Annotated in this window: 17 protein-coding genes; 10 read left to right on the forward strand and 7 right to left on the reverse strand. The window is 62.6% G+C overall.

Going from position 1 to position 15,746, the window contains the following annotated elements; translation table 11 throughout:
* Positions 1-339 precede the first annotated feature (339 nt).
* From HF027_RS10040 to HF027_RS10055, 4 genes are all read left to right on the forward strand, one after another.
* The gene (locus HF027_RS10040) at positions 340-792 is read left to right on the forward strand and encodes a hypothetical protein (RefSeq protein ID WP_168015296.1); all 453 of its coding nucleotides are present in this window, start codon (positions 340-342) and stop codon (positions 790-792) included.
* A 585-nt stretch (positions 793-1,377) separates the two neighbouring features.
* Positions 1,378-1,830, forward strand: a complete 453-nt coding sequence (locus HF027_RS10045) for a hypothetical protein (protein WP_168015298.1) — start codon at positions 1,378-1,380, stop codon at positions 1,828-1,830.
* Between the two features lie 104 nt (positions 1,831-1,934).
* Positions 1,935-2,357 carry a hypothetical protein gene (locus HF027_RS10050; RefSeq protein WP_168015300.1) on the forward strand — a complete coding sequence of 141 codons (423 nt, stop codon included), beginning with the start codon at positions 1,935-1,937 and terminating at the stop codon, positions 2,355-2,357.
* 146 nt (positions 2,358-2,503) lie between these two features.
* Positions 2,504-3,604, forward strand: a complete 1,101-nt coding sequence (locus HF027_RS10055; protein ID WP_168015302.1) for a TRAP transporter substrate-binding protein — start codon at positions 2,504-2,506, stop codon at positions 3,602-3,604.
* Here the strand turns inward: HF027_RS10055 and HF027_RS10060 are convergent, their stop codons facing one another.
* Positions 3,605-4,012 (reverse strand): acyl-CoA thioesterase, encoded by a 408-nt coding sequence (locus tag HF027_RS10060; protein ID WP_168015409.1) that lies wholly within the window; start codon positions 4,010-4,012, stop codon positions 3,605-3,607.
* Positions 4,013-4,308: 296 nt separating this feature from the next.
* On the opposite strand from HF027_RS10060, the gene phoU reads away from it, so the two are divergent.
* Together phoU and cysZ are read left to right on the forward strand one after the other, a co-directional pair.
* Positions 4,309-5,037, forward strand: coding sequence for a phosphate signaling complex protein PhoU (gene phoU / locus HF027_RS10065; protein WP_168015304.1), 729 nt, complete (start codon positions 4,309-4,311; stop codon positions 5,035-5,037).
* Positions 5,038-5,135: 98 nt separating this feature from the next.
* On the forward strand, positions 5,136-5,882 hold the full coding sequence (gene cysZ / locus HF027_RS10070) for a sulfate transporter CysZ (RefSeq protein ID WP_168015306.1): 747 nt from the start codon (positions 5,136-5,138) through the stop codon (positions 5,880-5,882).
* 93 nt (positions 5,883-5,975) lie between these two features.
* Here cysZ and phoR read toward each other — a convergent pair whose 3' ends face one another.
* From phoR to HF027_RS10090, 4 genes are all read right to left on the reverse strand, one after another.
* On the reverse strand, positions 5,976-7,280 hold the full coding sequence (gene phoR / locus HF027_RS10075) for a phosphate regulon sensor histidine kinase PhoR (RefSeq protein WP_168015308.1): 1,305 nt from the start codon (positions 7,278-7,280) through the stop codon (positions 5,976-5,978).
* 4 nt (positions 7,281-7,284) lie between these two features.
* On the reverse strand, positions 7,285-7,974 hold the full coding sequence (gene phoB / locus HF027_RS10080; RefSeq protein WP_168015310.1) for a phosphate regulon transcriptional regulator PhoB: 690 nt from the start codon (positions 7,972-7,974) through the stop codon (positions 7,285-7,287).
* A 120-nt stretch (positions 7,975-8,094) separates the two neighbouring features.
* Positions 8,095-8,979: a 4-hydroxybenzoate octaprenyltransferase gene (gene ubiA / locus HF027_RS10085; protein ID WP_168015312.1), complete on the reverse strand. Its 885-nt coding sequence runs from the start codon at positions 8,977-8,979 to the stop codon at positions 8,095-8,097.
* 29 nt (positions 8,980-9,008) lie between these two features.
* Positions 9,009-9,536: a chorismate--pyruvate lyase family protein gene (locus HF027_RS10090; protein WP_168015314.1), complete on the reverse strand. Its 528-nt coding sequence runs from the start codon at positions 9,534-9,536 to the stop codon at positions 9,009-9,011.
* Positions 9,537-9,637: 101 nt separating this feature from the next.
* Between HF027_RS10090 and HF027_RS10095 the strand changes: the two genes are divergently transcribed.
* The 3 genes from HF027_RS10095 (at position 9,638) to HF027_RS10105 (ending at position 11,670) form a co-directional block, all read left to right on the forward strand.
* A complete protein-coding gene (locus HF027_RS10095; protein WP_168015316.1) occupies positions 9,638-10,798 on the forward strand; it encodes an FAD-dependent oxidoreductase in 1,161 nt (386 codons plus the stop codon).
* A 150-nt stretch (positions 10,799-10,948) separates the two neighbouring features.
* Positions 10,949-11,224, forward strand: a complete 276-nt coding sequence (locus HF027_RS10100; protein WP_136254682.1) for an HU family DNA-binding protein — start codon at positions 10,949-10,951, stop codon at positions 11,222-11,224.
* A gap of 89 nt (positions 11,225-11,313) precedes the next feature.
* Positions 11,314-11,670 (forward strand): hypothetical protein, encoded by a 357-nt coding sequence (locus HF027_RS10105; RefSeq protein WP_168015318.1) that lies wholly within the window; start codon positions 11,314-11,316, stop codon positions 11,668-11,670.
* 89 nt (positions 11,671-11,759) lie between these two features.
* Here the strand turns inward: HF027_RS10105 and recG are convergent, their stop codons facing one another.
* Both recG and HF027_RS10115 read right to left on the reverse strand, forming a co-directional pair.
* Positions 11,760-13,841, reverse strand: a complete 2,082-nt coding sequence (recG, locus tag HF027_RS10110) for an ATP-dependent DNA helicase RecG (RefSeq protein ID WP_168015320.1) — start codon at positions 13,839-13,841, stop codon at positions 11,760-11,762.
* Positions 13,838-14,758 (reverse strand): LysR substrate-binding domain-containing protein, encoded by a 921-nt coding sequence (locus tag HF027_RS10115; protein ID WP_168015322.1) that lies wholly within the window; start codon positions 14,756-14,758, stop codon positions 13,838-13,840. The genes recG and HF027_RS10115 overlap by 4 nt, the downstream gene beginning before the upstream one ends.
* A gap of 79 nt (positions 14,759-14,837) precedes the next feature.
* On the opposite strand from HF027_RS10115, the gene HF027_RS10120 reads away from it, so the two are divergent.
* Entirely contained in the window at positions 14,838-15,707 is an 870-nt protein-coding gene (locus tag HF027_RS10120) for an SDR family oxidoreductase (protein ID WP_168015324.1), read from the forward strand.
* Positions 15,708-15,746 lie beyond the last annotated feature (39 nt).

Genomic DNA, 15,746 nt, shown 5'->3' on the forward strand with positions numbered 1-15,746 from the left:
AAGGATCCTGAATACCGGGTCGATCAGCCGTTGCGTTGGGACGATGAGTGTATTCGCTTTACTAGTCATAACAAGCGAGCCTTTATATTTGGGATGATGAGAGTTTTAGGGTTGGTGGGGGGAGGCGCGTGTACATTAGTTGCGTTCATTGCCACTATCGCCATGTCGGTCATGTATGCAAATGAAGCTAGGTATGGAAGTTTTTTCTCGAATTTCTTGGATTTTCCCGGCTGGATAGTTCCTTTTGTTTTGTTATCAGTTAGTGCTTGCATTTGGGGGGCGGGGGAAGGTATGCAGCGCTTTTTTCCCAACTTTGCCGCTGGTATGCAGCCTGGTCCCATGTGGGAACTGAATCGCCGCACCGGCCTGGTGACCGTTTTCACCGATCCGAGCAAGAAGCGCACTGCCTGGCAGGTCGCGGATGTGCGGCCCTTTTACGAGTTCGATTGCCACCTGCTTAGCACCCCGGACCCGCAGGGCTCGCCCCAGTACTCTCTGAGTCTGGTGCACCATCTCGACGAGGTGCAGGTGCGCTTGGTGGGGATGTTCGGTGCCACCCAGAGCCACCTCGAGCAGCGTGCCAACTGGGACATGCTTCAGCGCTATATGGACGTATCCCAGCCGCTGCCGGATTTCCCCATGTTGGAGCAGGACCGGCCGGCCGACCCCACCACCCGCGAGCATGACCGTGAAGCTGGTCGCGACCCGCGCTTCTGGCGTGACATGGACGACGCCACCTATGAGCGTTACGTCGAGGCCCAGCAGGGCAAGATCAATGCCCTCTATCTGTGATGGTGCTTAAGGAAGCGATAGCGGTGCCAGAGGAGGCCTATGCCGAAGACGCCTATATCCCGGATCGCCTTCGGCGGCGCCTCGAAGGCGAGTGCCAGCACTCCCGCAAGTTTCGCACCTTCGCCGCCGGCGGCGAGCGCCTAGCGCATCGCAATCCCAGCATCGATATCAGCCCGATGCACGAGTGGCAGCACAATAGCCCGCAAAAGCTGCGTGAATACGAGGCTGATCCGACCGTAGCCAAACTCAAGGATCCTGAATATCGGGTTGATCAGCCACTGCGCTGGGACGAGGAATGCATCCGCTTTACCAGTCATACCAAGCGGGCTTTTATCTTTGGTATGGCCAGAGCCTTTGGGATAGTGGGGATTTTTTGGGTTGTGCCATTGTTCTTTGTTGGTTCTATTGTTTTCGCTTCCATCGATGCTAACAATGCTAGATATGGGAGTTGGGTAAGTAATTTTTTCAAATTTTTTGATTTGTTTTTCCCCATCCTGTTTTTTTTAGTTTTTTTTGTTTTGTGGGGGGGCTTCGCTAGTTCAGCGCCTTGCCCCCAACTTCGCCGCCGGTATGCAGCCAGGCCCCATGTGGGAGCTAAATCGCCGAACTGGCCTAGTGACCGTCTTCACCGATCCCAGCAAGAAGCGCACTGCTTGGCAGGTCGCGGATGTGCGGCCCTTTTACGAGTTCGATTGCTACCTGCTGAGTACCCCGGACCCTCAGGGCTCGCCCCAGTACTCTCTGAGCCTGGTGCACCATCTCGACGAAGTGCAGGTGCGCCTGGTGGGGATGTTCGGTGCTACCCAGAGCCATCTCGAGCAGCGTGCCAACTGGGACATGCTGCAGCGCTATATGGACGTTTCCCAGCCGCTGCCGGACTTCCCCATGCTGGAGCAGGACCGGCCGGCCGACCCCACCACCCGCGAGCATGACGAACACAGCGGTCGCGATCCGCGCTTCTGGCGTGATATGGACGACGCCACCTATGAGCGTTATGTCGAAGCCCAGCAGGGCAAGATCAACGCGCTCTATCTGTGATGGCGCAAAAAGTAAGTACTAGCTTCGCTTGATTGTTTCGACTCGATGTTGTCGATGCCGTCCAAGTACTTTTAATGCTGAAAATGGCTAAGGATAGCAATACTATGTCACTGATATGTGCTTTTAAAGCAAAGCCCGTCGAGAGATATGCACAGCTTTTCGGAGGCTGTGTACTCATCGTATTTTCAATGGTGATGTCGGGTCTCTCTCACGAGATACGTATTCTTTTCGCTGTATTAGGATTGGCAGGCATTGGTTTCGGTTTGCTCAGCCATTTTCATCATCCATTCAGGGTCTTCGAGGAGTATCTGGAGGCAAGGAAAACGCCCATTTCCCCGACTACGAAAATTTCTTACTCGTCGATTCAGAGTGTGAAGAAGAAAGGGGAAAGCAAGGTCGTTATCCATCATGATCAAGAGGGAACGTCTAAGCGGGCCACGCTTTATACCGGTCTGTTGGCTAAAGACGATCGTGATGCGTTGATGGGGCAAATAGGTTCTCGAGCCAGCGTGGTCATTCAGGACTGACAGCGAGGGCGCCGTGATGGTGCCTGGTTCTTGCCATGCCGGGTAGACGAGCGTCGAGCTTGCCCGCCAAATCAAGCCTCAAGCATACTTTGGGTCGGACACTAGCACGACGATACCGATAATCCGCCAACCGGAGCCGACCCCTCATGTCACGCCCCCTTCACCGCCGTCATTTCCTTACTGCCCTGGGCGCCGGCGCCGCCGGCATTGCCGCGGCGCCCTTCGTTTCCACCGCCCGTGCCGAAGAAACCATCACCTGGAAGATGGTCACCTCATGGCCGAAGAATTTCCCTGCCCTGGGGACCGGTGCCAACGACTTTGCCAAACGCATCGAGCAGTTGTCCGGCGGGCGCATGCGGGTGGAGGTCTATGGCGCTGGCGAACTGGTCCCGGCACTGGAAGTCTTCGATGCGGTCTCGTCGGGCACCGCCCAGATGGGGCATTCGGCGTCCTACTACTGGCGTGGCAAGGTGCCGGCGGCGCAGATGTTCACCGCCGTGCCCTTCGGCATGACCACGCAAGAGACCAATGCCTGGTTGTACCAGGGCGATGGACAGGCGCTGTGGGATGCGCTTTACGCCAAGCACAACCTCAAGCCCTTCGCGGTGGGCAACACCGGCACCCAGATGGCGGGCTGGTTCAAGCGCGAGATCAACTCGCTCGAGGACATGCAGGGGCTGAAACTGCGGCTGCCGGGGCTCGCCGGTGAAGCCATGAACGGCATCGGCGTGACCACGCTCAACATGCCGGGCAGCGAGATCTTCACCTCGATGCAGACCGGGGTGCTGGACGCCGCGGACTGGGTGGGGCCTTACAACGACCTGGCCTTCGGCCTGCATCAGGTCGCCGATTACTACTACACCTCGGCCTGGAACGAGCCTAGCGCTATCCTTGAAGGCACCGTCAACCTGGATGCCTGGCAGGCGCTGCCGGATGATCTCAAGGTCGTGGTCGAGGAAGCGGCGCGCTCCGCCAACCTGGCGATGACCAACGAGTTCACGCTGCGCAATGCCGAGGCCCTGAAGACGCTGGTCGAAGAACATGGGGTCAAGCTGCGTCAGTTCCCCGACGAGGTGATCCAGGCGCTCTATGACTCCTCGCAGGAGGTGTTGGCGAAACAGACCGAGGCCGATGAAGACTCCCGGCAGATCCTGGAGTCCTATCGTGCCTTCCAGGCGCTGGTGCGTCAGTTCACTGACGTCGGCGAGTTCGCCTACCTGAAGACACGCGAGCTGGTGAGCGGCTGATCAGTGGCCGTCGGGTACGGCGCGGATGCGGCCGTTATCGTCCATCGCCACCATCACGAAGCGCGCTTCGGTGACCTTCTGCAGCTCATCGGGGTTGCGTTCGTGAGGGGGACGGATCCAGACCTCGACATCTATCTTGATTGAACTGCGGCCGATCTCGCGGAGCCCGGTGAAGATATTGACCGTCGAGCCCTCGCGCACCGGACACAGGAAATCCATGGCCTCGATGGCCACCGTGGCGGTGCGTCCGTGAGCGATGCGACCCGCCGCCAGTTCGGCGGCCTGGTCCATGTGGCCGACCAGCCAGCCGCCGGGGATGTCGCCATAGAGGTTGGTGTCCTGGCGGGTGGCGAGCAGTTTCAGCGTCAGCTGCCCCTGGGGCGTGGGAACGTCATCGAGATCGGTCATGGCGGCGTTTCCAGTGGGCTTGTTGTTGTCGAAGGTGTAGTAATATAAAGCCAAGAGGTGGTCCACGCGGGGCGCGGTTAATGCTCTCATCATAACCGTCGGTCCTGGACCTCACCAGCCGCGGAGAAGGTGTCTGCCGTCATCGGATTGCAACCTGCTTGCTGCACCATCCCAAGGCACGCTTTGACCCTGACGTATTCGCCAGTGGCAGGGCACACAGCACCACCGCGGTTCGCGCGGACCCAAGCATATGAACCGGGCGCAGGGTATGTCGCGCGCCCTAGAGGAGTGTCTTCATGGATATCACCAGCGATACCCACAGCCAGCATATTTCCCGCCAGTTCAATCATGAGCTGGAGGACCTCAAGAATCACTTGATGGCCATGGGTGGTCTGGTCGAGAAGCAGGTTCAGGACGCCGTCAACGCCCTGCTCGAAGGCGACTCGGCCCTGGCTCAGAAGGTCAACGAGCAGGATCGTACCGTCAACGACATGCAGATCAAGATCGATGAGGAGTGCACGCGAGTGCTGGCGCATCGCCAGCCGGCGGCCTCCGACCTGCGCCTGGTACTGGCGGTGACGCGGGCGGTGTCCGATCTTGAGCGGATTGGCGACGAGGCCACCAAGATCGCTCGCAATGCAATGTCGCTCAGTGAATCCGGTAATGGCAAGAAAGGATTCGTCGAGGTGCGCCATATCAGTGAGCGAGTGCGTCATATGGTGCGTGATTCGCTGACCAGTTTCGCGCGCTTCGACGTCGAGCTGGCCCTCAAGGTGGTCCACGAGGACGCAGCCGTCGACAGCGAATACACCACTGCGATGCGCTCACTGATGACCTTCATGATGGAAGATCCTCGCTCCATCACCTCGGTGTTGAGCGTGATGTGGGTGCTGCGTGCCCTGGAGCGCATCGGTGACCATGCCAACAACCTGGCCGAGTACGTCATTTATCTGGTCAAGGGGCTGGATATCCGCCATGTCAATCCGGACGATCTGGACGAAGAGGCGCTGAAGGCACCTCGCTGATAAGGGCGCCAAGGCGGTTTCAGGCCATCGCATCGCCGCCGCTTCGTGCGGCGGTGTCATTTGTGTTGAGAAACATTCAGTAAAGGAGTCGCGAGAGGATGCTCAACGCCCTGACGGCGCTGACCCGAGGCACCCGGCTAGTATTTAGCCCGGGGTTGAGACGCTATGTGTTCCTGCCGATGCTGGTCAATCTGGTGGTCTATGTCGCCGGACTTTGGTTCGTGCTCGGCCATTTCGGTGGATGGCTTGATGGCTGGATGGCGATGGTTCCGAGCTGGCTTGCTTGGCTCGAATGGCTGATATGGCCGCTCTTCGTGGTGACACTGGTGCTGGTGGTATTCTTCAGTTTCACCCTGGTCACGCACCTGATTGCCGCTCCCTTCTATGGCTTTCTGGCGGCCAAGGTCGAGGCGCACGAGACAGGCCGGCCTCCGCAGGACGAGCGCGGTCTCTTGCGTACAGGTATCGATGCGTTGGGGCGCGAGCTTGTCAAGCTGGGGTATATCCTGCCGCGCATGGCGCTGTTGTTCGTGCTGGGCTGGGTGCCGGTGGTGAATCTTTTGGCGCCGCCGCTATGGCTGGCGTTCTCGGCTTGGGTGATGGCCATCACCTATCTGGATTACCCGATGGACAACAACGCCGTCAGCTTCGCCGACATGCGCCGTCGGCTACGCCGACGCTGGTGGCCGACCCTGACCTTCGGCGGCTGGGTCACGCTACTGACCTGGATTCCGCTGGCCAACCTCTTTCTGCTGCCCGGTGCGGTAGCAGGCTCGGTATTGATGTGGGACCGCCACTATCGCGAGCTGGGCGCGCCAGGTGAGGCCGTCGCGACCCGCCGCTGAGTCTCCATTAGCCTGCCTACCCCTAGGTGTTTAGTCCCGGAGTGCAATGGCCCTTTCTGGCGCACCTAGGTCACGCCGATCGGCGTGTCGGCGTCATGTCGAAAGTCCGTCATCCTTGATCAAGCGCTTGCTTGGAAAGACGCAGCGAAACACCGCCCCTTTTTCGGGGTAAGACGAGATTTCCAGGCGAGCATCGTGGCGCAGTAGCACATGCTTGACGATGGCAAGTCCCAGGCCGGTGCCGCCGGTGGCCGTGCTGCGGCCCTTGTCGACCCGGTAGAAGCGCTCGGTGAGACGCGGAATATGTACCGGGTCGATGCCTTCACCGTCGTCCTCGATTTCAAGGGCCGCACCGGCAGGGTGGTCGCGCCAGCGCAGCACGATATGACAGCCCTCGCCACTGTAGCGTACGGCATTGAAGGCCAGGTTGGAGATGGCGCTGCGTAGCTCCTTGGGGTCACCGCGCAGCGACTGGCTGGATTCGATCTCCACACGGACCTGGTGACGGCCAGCGGACAGTGACTCGGTGTCGCGCAGGATGTCATCAAGCATTGGCGGCAACGACACCGGCTCGTTGTGCGCGCTTGGCTGGTCGATCTCCAGGCGCGAGAGCATCAGCAGGTCATCGACCAGATTCTGCATGCGGGTGGTCTGATCCTGCATCTGGCCAAGGCTTCTGGCCAGGCGAGGCGGCATCAACTCGACATGGTCGGCATAGGTCTCCAGGTAGCCGTTGAGTACCGTCAGCGGCGTACGAAGCTCGTGGGAGACGTTTGCCACGAAGTCGCGACGCATCTGCTCCAGGCGGTGCAGGCGGGTGATATCACGCACCATTAGCAGGCGTTCGTCGTCGCCATAGAGTGTCAACTGACATTGCAGCATGCGGCGATCATTGATCGGGGAGTTAAGCGTCAGCGGCTCCCGGTAATCCCGTTTGTCGAAGTACTCAACGAACAGTGGGTCACGGATCAGGTTGGTGATGTGCTGGCCGCGGTCTTGCCGGGTTCTCAGGCCCAGCATGGATTCGGCGGCGCTGTTCCACCATTCCAGGTCGCCGCGGCGATCCAGCATCACCACACTGTCGCTCATCGCCTCCGAGGAGTCCTTGATGCGCTGGATGGTGTTGCGCAGGCGCTGCTGGGTCTTGGCCTGAGCCTTCTGATGGTTATGCAGGCGGTCGAATATGTCGCCCCAGATACCGCTGGCCTCGGGCGGCTCGCTCTGTCGCGACTGGGCGAGCCAACGATGCAGGGCGTGCAGCTGTCGAAGGTGGAACGCCAGGTAGACCCCGAGGCCTGCTGCCAGGCCCACGCCGGGGGCACCGAAAACCAGGCCCGCGAGGCTCAGAACGCCGGCCAGCCAGCTCAGGCGCCAGAGTTCCAGTGACCAGAGTTGCATTGGCTCAGCCCTTGGCAGAGAAGCGATAGCCCGTGCCGCGCACGGTCTGGATGAGGTGCTGGTGCGCCTCGCCGAGGACCTTGCGCAGGCGCCGGATGTGCACATCGACGGTGCGTTCCTCGACGTAGACGTTGCCGCCCCATACCTGATCGAGCAGTTGGCTGCGGGTGTAGGCGCGCTCCTGATGCGTCATGAAGAATTGCAGCAGACGATACTCGGTGGGGCCAATCTCCAACGGATCGCCGTGGGTGCTGACGCGATGGCTGGTCGGGTCGAGTAGCAACCCCTCGACCTCGATCGCCTGCTCGACCCCCTGGGGGGTAGCGCGGCGCAACACCGCCTTGAGGCGAGCCACCAGCTCACGGGGCGAGAAGGGCTTGGTGATGTAGTCATCCGCCCCGGCCTCGAGTCCCTGGATCTTGTTGTCTTCCTCGCCCTTGGCGGTGAGCAGGATGATCGGCAGCTCGGCGGTGGCCTCCTCGCGCTTCAGGCGCCGGGCCAGCTCGATGCCGCTGGTGCCGGGCATCATCCAGTCCAGCACTAGCAGGTCGGGCTTGTGGTCGACCACCATGGCATGGGCGGTCTGGGCGTTGTCGGCCTCGAGGACCTGATAGTTGGCCATTTCCAGGGCAATGGCGATCATCTCACGGATAGACGCTTCGTCATCGACAATCAGAACGGTCTTGGTGCTCATCTGGCTGGCCTCACAGGAACAATGACAATGACAAGATGATGACGATTCCACCACGCTAACATGACATTGCCATGACAGAGCGCCCGGCATGACGAGCCACACCTGCGCTCCGCCAGTGCGTCAGTGCGACGGCCACAGTGACAGCGCCAGGCCAGCAAACATCACAAGACCCGCCCAGTGGTTGTTGAGAAAGGCCTTGAAGCAGCGCTCGCGTTCGCGGTCACGAATCAAGGTGAACTGATAGACGAAGATCGCTGCCATGGCGACAAGCCCCAGCCAGAAGAAGCCACCCAACGCGAGACGGGCACCGACCAGGCCCAATAGCGTGAGTGTCGCCAGCTGTAGCAGCACGATCATCAGGATGTCGGCTCGGCCGAAGAGCACGGCCGTCGACTTGATGCCGATCTCAAGGTCGTCATCCCGGTCGACCATGGCGTATTCGGTATCGTAGGCCACCGTCCAGCAGAGGTTGGCCGCAAACAGCAGCCAGGCCTCCAGGGGTACCTCACCGGTCACCGCCGAGAAGGCCATGGGAATGGCCATCGAGAAGGCCGCCCCCAGCACGACCTGAGGCAGGTGCGTATAGCGCTTCATGAAGGGATAGACCGCGGCCAGGGCCACCGCCGCCACCGACAGCAGCACGGTCAGGCCATTGGTTAAGCACACCAGCACGAAGGAGGCAGCGACCAGAAGTGCGAACAGTACCTTGGCCTCGCGTTCATCAATGCGCCCGGTGGCCAGCGGACGGGTCTTGGTGCGTTTGACGTAACCATCCAGATGACGATCGGCGAAATCATTGACCACGCAGCCCGCGGCGCGCATCAGGTAGACCCCGGTAACGAAGATCAGCAGCAGGGGGCGCGAAGGCACCCCCTCGGCGGCGAGCCACAGTGCCCACAGGGTCGGCCACATCAGCAGCCAGGTGCCGATCGGGCGATCGAGGCGCATCAGTGCCAGGAAGTCGGGCAGGCGGGCCAGGCCGCGGGGACGGGTTGCGTGATCCATCAAAGCCTCCAGAGCGAGAGGGTCTTATCCTAGCGCGGTGCCAAGCCCAGGTCATCGGCCATGGTGTCGAGGAAGAATTCCTGTACCAGTATCGTGAAGCGACCGTGGCGAAATACCGAGCGCCGGCCCCAGGGGCTCCGGCCGTCATGGAAGCCGGGTGCGGCTCGGGTGACGTCAATGGGGCCGCGTTCGAGATTCGGCTGGCGGAACAGCCAGTGGCCAAGCGAGCGCTCGCCGAGCCGGTCCAGGCGCTGGCCGGGTAGACTCGCAAGCGGCACCACCGAGCGCGCCACCACCCAGGGGCGCTCATCGATACACAGTGCCACCTCACGCAGCCAGGCAAGCTGTCGGGGCCTGAGCCCCAATGCCTGCGCTTCATCATGTGTGGGGTAGCCGATGCGCTGGCCAAGCAACTGCACGCGAAAGGGACGGCCATCGGCGGCACCGATCAGCCGCGTTGTCAGCGAATCACGGCTGGCGACCCAGCGCCACCAGCCGGGGCTCATGGCCGGCCTGGCCACGGCAGCAGGCTGCCAACGGCGCCATTTAGTGCTCATAGGGGGAGATGTCGGGTGATCGCGCACCGGGCGCCTCCAGGCCAATATCGGGGCGCATAGTGTATCATGCAGCGTCCACGTTATTGCTTGTCGGGAGCGCCATGACTGCACCCTTGACCATTCTCGGTACCGGCATGGCTGGCATTCAGCTGGCTCGTCAGGTGCGTGCCCGAGATGCCGCGCGGCCGATCACGCTGATCACCGCCGACAGCGGCGACGACTATTCCAAGCCGATGCTGTCCACCGGCTTCGCCAAGGGGCTGCCGCCGGCGCGGCTGGCCAGCCGCGATGCGCTGGCGCTGGCCGATAGCCTCGATGCCGTGGTGCGCACCCATACGCGGGTCACGGCGATTGACCCGATCGCGCGCCGTCTGGCGCTGGGTCCCGAGACACTGCCCTATAGCGAGCTGGTGCTGGCCACCGGAGCGGCCCCGGTGGCGCCCTTCACAATCCCGCCGGGACTCGACAGGCGCGTCTTTTCGATCAATGACCTCGATGACTACCGCGCCTTTCATGCTGCCCTCGAGCGGCTCGCCCGTCCGGCGCGTGTAGGGATCATCGGCAGCGGCCTGGTGGGCTGTGAGTACGCCAATGATCTGGTCGCCGGCGGCCATGGCGTGACCTTGATCGCCCCGGAGCCCACCCCGCTTGCGCGGCTGTTGCCCGACACTCTGGGCGATGCCTTGAGCGATGCCTTTCATGAGGCCGGCATCGTGCTCGAGACCGGCCACACGCTGGCGGCGCTTGGCGACGCCGGTGATCAGGTGATGCTGACCCTCGACGATGAGCGGACGCTCGAGGCCGACCTGGTGCTGGTGGCGACGGGCTTGATACCGCGCACGGGCCTCGCCGAGGCCGCCGGCCTGGCCGTGGGGCCCGAGGGCGTGCTTACCGACCGCTATCTGGCCACCTCGTCCCCGAGCATCCATGCGCTGGGCGATGTGGCCTGCGTCGATGGCGTCAATGCCATGTACGTGCAGCCCCTGCAGGTCGGTGCCAAGGCGCTGGCGGCCACACTTACCGGTACCCCGACGCCGGTCACCTATGGCCCCTGGCCGATCCTGGTCAAGACGCCGTTGCTGCCGGTGGTCGCGCTGCCGCCTGGACAGAGCCCCTCTCGTTGGCGTATCGAAGGTGAGGGGCGCGACTGGAGCGCCCTGGCGGAGGATGAAAACGGACGTATGATTGGATTTGCGTTGACAGGCGCCTGCGTGCGTCGGAAAGTCGAACTGGCACGAGCCGCCCCTGCATTGCTAATCTAAGGTCGTTGTTGCCGCCATGGCGATTCATGTCACCTCGGCATCTTGCCAGCCAACGGCTTGGGCTCGACCATTACCGACTCCACCAGGAGACGGCCTCATATTGTCAGAGGCGGCAGATGCCGCCTTGAACCGCACTACCAGGAGGGATACATGCGCAAACCAGAACTCGCCTCGGCGATCGCCGATCGTGCCGACCTGTCCAAGGACAAGGCAAGCCAGGTGCTTAACGTGATTCTCGACGAGATCACCGGCAGTGTCGCCAAGGGACAGGATGTGTCCTTGATCGGCTTTGGCTCCTTCACCGTTCGTGAGCGTGCCGCCCGCACCGGCAAGAACCCACAGACCGGTCAGCCGCTGACCATTCCCGCCAGCAAGACCGTGGCCTTCAAGCCCGGCAAGGCGCTGAAAGACGCCGTCACCAAGTAACAGCGTGACCGCGAATGGCGCGTGATGAATAACGCGCTCCACCGGCCGTGCCAAGGTCGGTGGAATGATTTCCTTTCCGGGATATGCCCATGACGCTTCGATTGATGCTCTGGCTTCTGAGCGTGATGCTCAAGCGCGCCCGGCGTCGCAAGGCGCCGTTCCGCGAGGCCCTGGCCGAGCTTGGCCATCTGGATTGGGGGATCGGCACCGAAGATCTCTCGATTGCCCGCCATTATCGGATGACGCCTGCCCGTATCACCTCAGGGCCTGGCTTGCCGGTGGATCTCGATCTCGAGCTTCGCTTCGAAGATAAAGCCACTGCCGTCAAGGTACTGCGTAAGCCCACGTCTCGTGCCTTCCGCGAGGGCCTGATAGACGGCAAGCTGCGCCTGGTCGGCGACAGTGGCGATCTGGCCAAGCTGCAGCGCTTACTTTCTCGGCTGTAGGAATCAGGCGACCCTGCGTACCCTTGCCCCCAGATCTGAGCGGTCAACGCTTGGCTGGGCCATCAGCCCAACGCGATGACAGCTGTCGCCTAGACCTGGCCGTAGCGCCCGGCTTCCTCCCCCAGCCAGCGCCGGATCAAGGGCGCGCTTGAGGCGGGAGACTCCTCGAGTAGCGCCCGCGCCAGTGGCCCGACCCGTTCGAGCAGGTCGCGGTCGCGTTCCAGATCGGCAATCTTCATTGCCGCAAGCCCCGTCTGGCGGGTGCCCAGCACTTCGCCCGGACCACGCAGTTCCAGATCCTTCTCGGCGATCCGAAAACCGTCGGTGGTCTCGCGCATCACCCCCAGCCGTTCCCGTGAGTGCGCCGACAAGGGCGGGTGATACAGCAGCACACAGAAGCTTTCGGTGGCGCCACGCCCGACCCGACCGCGCAACTGGTGCAACTGCGAGAGCCCGAGCCGTTCCGGGTTCTCGATGATCATCAGGCTGGCGTTGGGCACATCGACCCCGACCTCGATCACCGTGGTGGCGATCAAGAGATCCAGCTCACCGGACTTGAAGGCCGCCATGACCTCGGCCTTCTCGCCGGCCTTCATGCGCCCATGCACCAGCCCGATGGCGAGACCCGGCAATGCCTCGGTCAGGCTCTCGTGAGTGGCTTCGGCGGCCTGGCACTGCAGTGCCTCGGATTCCTCGATCAGGGTACAGACCCAATAGGCCTGGCGGCCCTCGGCACAGGCGCGCTCGATGCGTGTGACCACTTCCGGGCGCCGCTCGTCGGGGACGGCGACGGTCTGCACCGGCGTACGTCCCGGCGGTAGCTCGTCGATCACCGAGACATCCAGATCGGCATAGGCACTCATCGCCAGGGTGCGGGGAATCGGGGTCGCCGTCATCACCAGCTGATGGGGCGTCAGGCCGGCGGCTTCGCCTTTCTCGCGCAGCGCCAGGCGCTGGTGAACCCCGAAGCGGTGCTGCTCGTCGATGATCGCAAGCCCCAGGCACTTGAAGTGCACATCGGCCTGGAAGAGTGCATGCGTGCCGACCACCAGCTGCACGCGCCCATCGGCCAGTGCCGCCTTGGTATCAAGCCGCGCCTTGCCCTTGAGCTTGCCGGCAAGCCAGGCCACCTCGATGCCAAGCGGCTCCAGCCAGTCACGGAAGGTGCGGTAGTGCTGTTCGGCGAGCAGCTCGGTGGGCGCCATCATGGCCACCTGGCAGCCGCCGGCGATGGCGGTGAGTGCCGCCATCGCCGCCACCACCGTCTTGCCGGAGCCCACGTCGCCCTGCACCAGGCGCAGCATCGGCACCGCGCGCTCGAGATCTGCGCCGATTTCATCAAGCACTCGGCGCTGGGCGCCGGTCAGCGAGAACGGCAGCTTCGAGACGAAGCGGGCCTGCAGGCTGCGGCCAGAGGGCAGTGAGGGGGCACTGTCCGCCTGAATGCGTTGGCGCACTACCCGCAGGCTGAGCTGATGGGCCAGTAACTCCTCCATCGCCAGGCGGCGTTGGGTGGGGTGAGTGCCCTCCCGCAGCTGATCCAGATCGGCCTCGGCAGGCGGATGGTGCAGATAATGGAGGGCATGATGCAGCTCGGGTAACTGAAAGCGCTCTCGCAGACTGGCAGGAATCCAGTCGGGTAGTGCCTCGGGGGCCTCGTTGAGCAGGTTCATGGCCTGGTCAATCAGGCCACGCAGGCGCGCCTGGTTGAGGCCCTCGGTGGCGGGATATAGAGGCGTCAGGTGCTCGTCGACGACCGCCTCGCCGGCCTTGATCAGGCGATATTCCGGGTGATAGATCTCAAGGCCCGTGGCACCGGCGCGCGCCTCGCCGAAGGCGTGCACCCGTGTGCCGGGCTGGAATTGCTGCTGCTGTGCCGGCGAGAAGTGGAAAAAACGCAGACTCAAGATGCCGGAGCCGTCAGTGAGGCGCACCAGCAGGCTGCGTCGCCGGCCCTTGACCACGTCACAGGCCGCGACCTCGCCCTGGACCACTGCCTCGTGGCCGGCGCGCAGCGTGCCGATCGGCGTTACCCGGGTACGGTCCTGATAGCGCAGGGGCAGATGGAAGAGCAGGTCGGCGATGCTCGCTATCCCTAGCCGCTCAAGCTTACCCGCGAGGGCCTCGCCAACGCCCTTGAGCGCACTGACGTTCTGGGTCAGCTCACTCATATCGTCGCGGGCTGACGGGTCCGGCAGCGCCGGATAGCCTCGGTGAGGGTATCGATGGCCTTGGGACGCGGGAAGCTCGCGCGCCAGGCAATCGCCACCGTGCGCGAGGGCACATCATTGGCAAAGGGGCGAGAGGTGAGTACCCCGGCCTCATAGTGTCCGGTGCCGATGGCCGAAGAAGGCAGCACCGTGATGCCAAGCTTCGAGGCCACCATGTGGCGGATGGTCTCGAGTGATCCGCCCTCGGCGGTCAGGGTATTGCTGGGGCTGTTGAGCTTGGCGCTGATGGCCGGGCAGGCCTCGAGAATCTGGTCGCGGAAGCAGTGCCCTTCGCCAAGCAGCAGCAGCCGCTCCTGGAGCAGGTCTTCCTTGGCGATGCTGTCCCGTGAGGTCCAGGGGTGATCGGCGGGCATCAGCACCTCGAATTCCTCGTCGTACACCGGCTTGGTCAGTACGTCGGTATCGGTGAAGGGCAGTGCGACGATGATGGCGTCGAGTTCGCCGCTTCTCAGCTTGCGTCGCAGGTCCGCGGTGAAGCCTTCTTCGATGTACAGCGACATCTGTGGTGCGCTGCGGGTCAGCTCCGGGATCAGGTAGGGAAACAGATAAGGGCCAATGGTGTAGATGGCGCCAATGCGCAGCGGGCTTGCCAGCTGGTCCTTGCCGGCGTTGGCCAGCTCGCGAATGACGCTCGACTGCTCGAGCACGCGCTGGGCCTGCTCGACGATCTGCTCGCCCAGAGGTGTGACCTGCACCGTCGACTTGGAGCGCTCGAACAGGGCCACCCCAAGCTCTTCCTCAAGCTTCTTGACCGCCACCGATAGTGTCGGCTGGGACACGAAGCAGTGCTCGGCGGCGCGCCCGAAATGGCGCTCCTGCGCCAAGGTTACGATATAGCGGAGTTCTGTTAGAGTCATGGTGATGCCTGGTGGCGCTCTCGCGGTTAATGAACAGGATGGTTCTGATAGATACTTTTTATCAAGGAGCGGGGAAAAGGTGAAGAAAACGACACTGATTATTGGCTGTGGCGATATCGGCACAGCCCTTGGCGAGCGTCTCCTGGAGGCCGGCCAACGGGTGGTGGGCGTTCGCCGTCAAGCCACAAGGATCGAGTCAAGCGGCATCGAGCCGCTGTCCCTCGACATCAACGCCGAGGGCGCCGTGGCCGAGCTGCCCGATGCCGACGTTCTGGTCTATGTGCTGAGCGCCGACCGCTTCGAGGAAGATGCCTATCGCGCTGCTTACCCGGCTGGCCTCAAGGCGGTGCTCGCCGAGTTTGCCGGCCGCAAGGCCCCGCCGCGTCATGTGTTTTTCGTGTCGTCCACCAGCGTTTATGCTCAACGCGAGGGAGAGGAGGTCGACGAGGACAGCCCCATCGCGCCCAGTGGCTTCTCCGGGCAATTGATGCAAGAGGCCGAAGAGGCGTTGATTGCGCATGAGTTGCCGGGAACGGTGGTGCGCTTCTCGGGTATCTACGGCCCGGGCCGCGACCGCTTGATTCGCCAGGCCCACGAGGGGCGCATTGCCGCCGCCAATCCCCCCATGTATTCCAACCGCATTCATCGCGATGACTGTGCCGGTGTGCTCGAGCACCTGATCCATCTCGCGCTGGACAAGACGCCGGTGGAGCCACTTTATCTCGCAAGCGACTGCGAACCCGCACCGCTGCACGAGGTGATGACCTGGCTCGCCGCCAAGCTCAAGGTCGAGTCCACCGAGGTCATCCAGTCACCGCTGCGCCGCCGGGCCAGCAAGCGCTGCAACAATGCCCGCCTGCTCGCCTCCGGCTATGTCTTCCGCTACCCGAGCTATCGCGAGGGCTATGCCCAGGTGCTTAAGGCCGGTGGTTTTCTGCCAAAGCGCTGAGCTTATGTGTGCGATGTTCACTCCTCCTCATGGCCGCAT

The sequence above is a fragment of the Halomonas salinarum genome, assembly GCF_012062845.1.
Lineage (GTDB): Bacteria > Pseudomonadota > Gammaproteobacteria > Pseudomonadales > Halomonadaceae > Onishia > Onishia salinarum.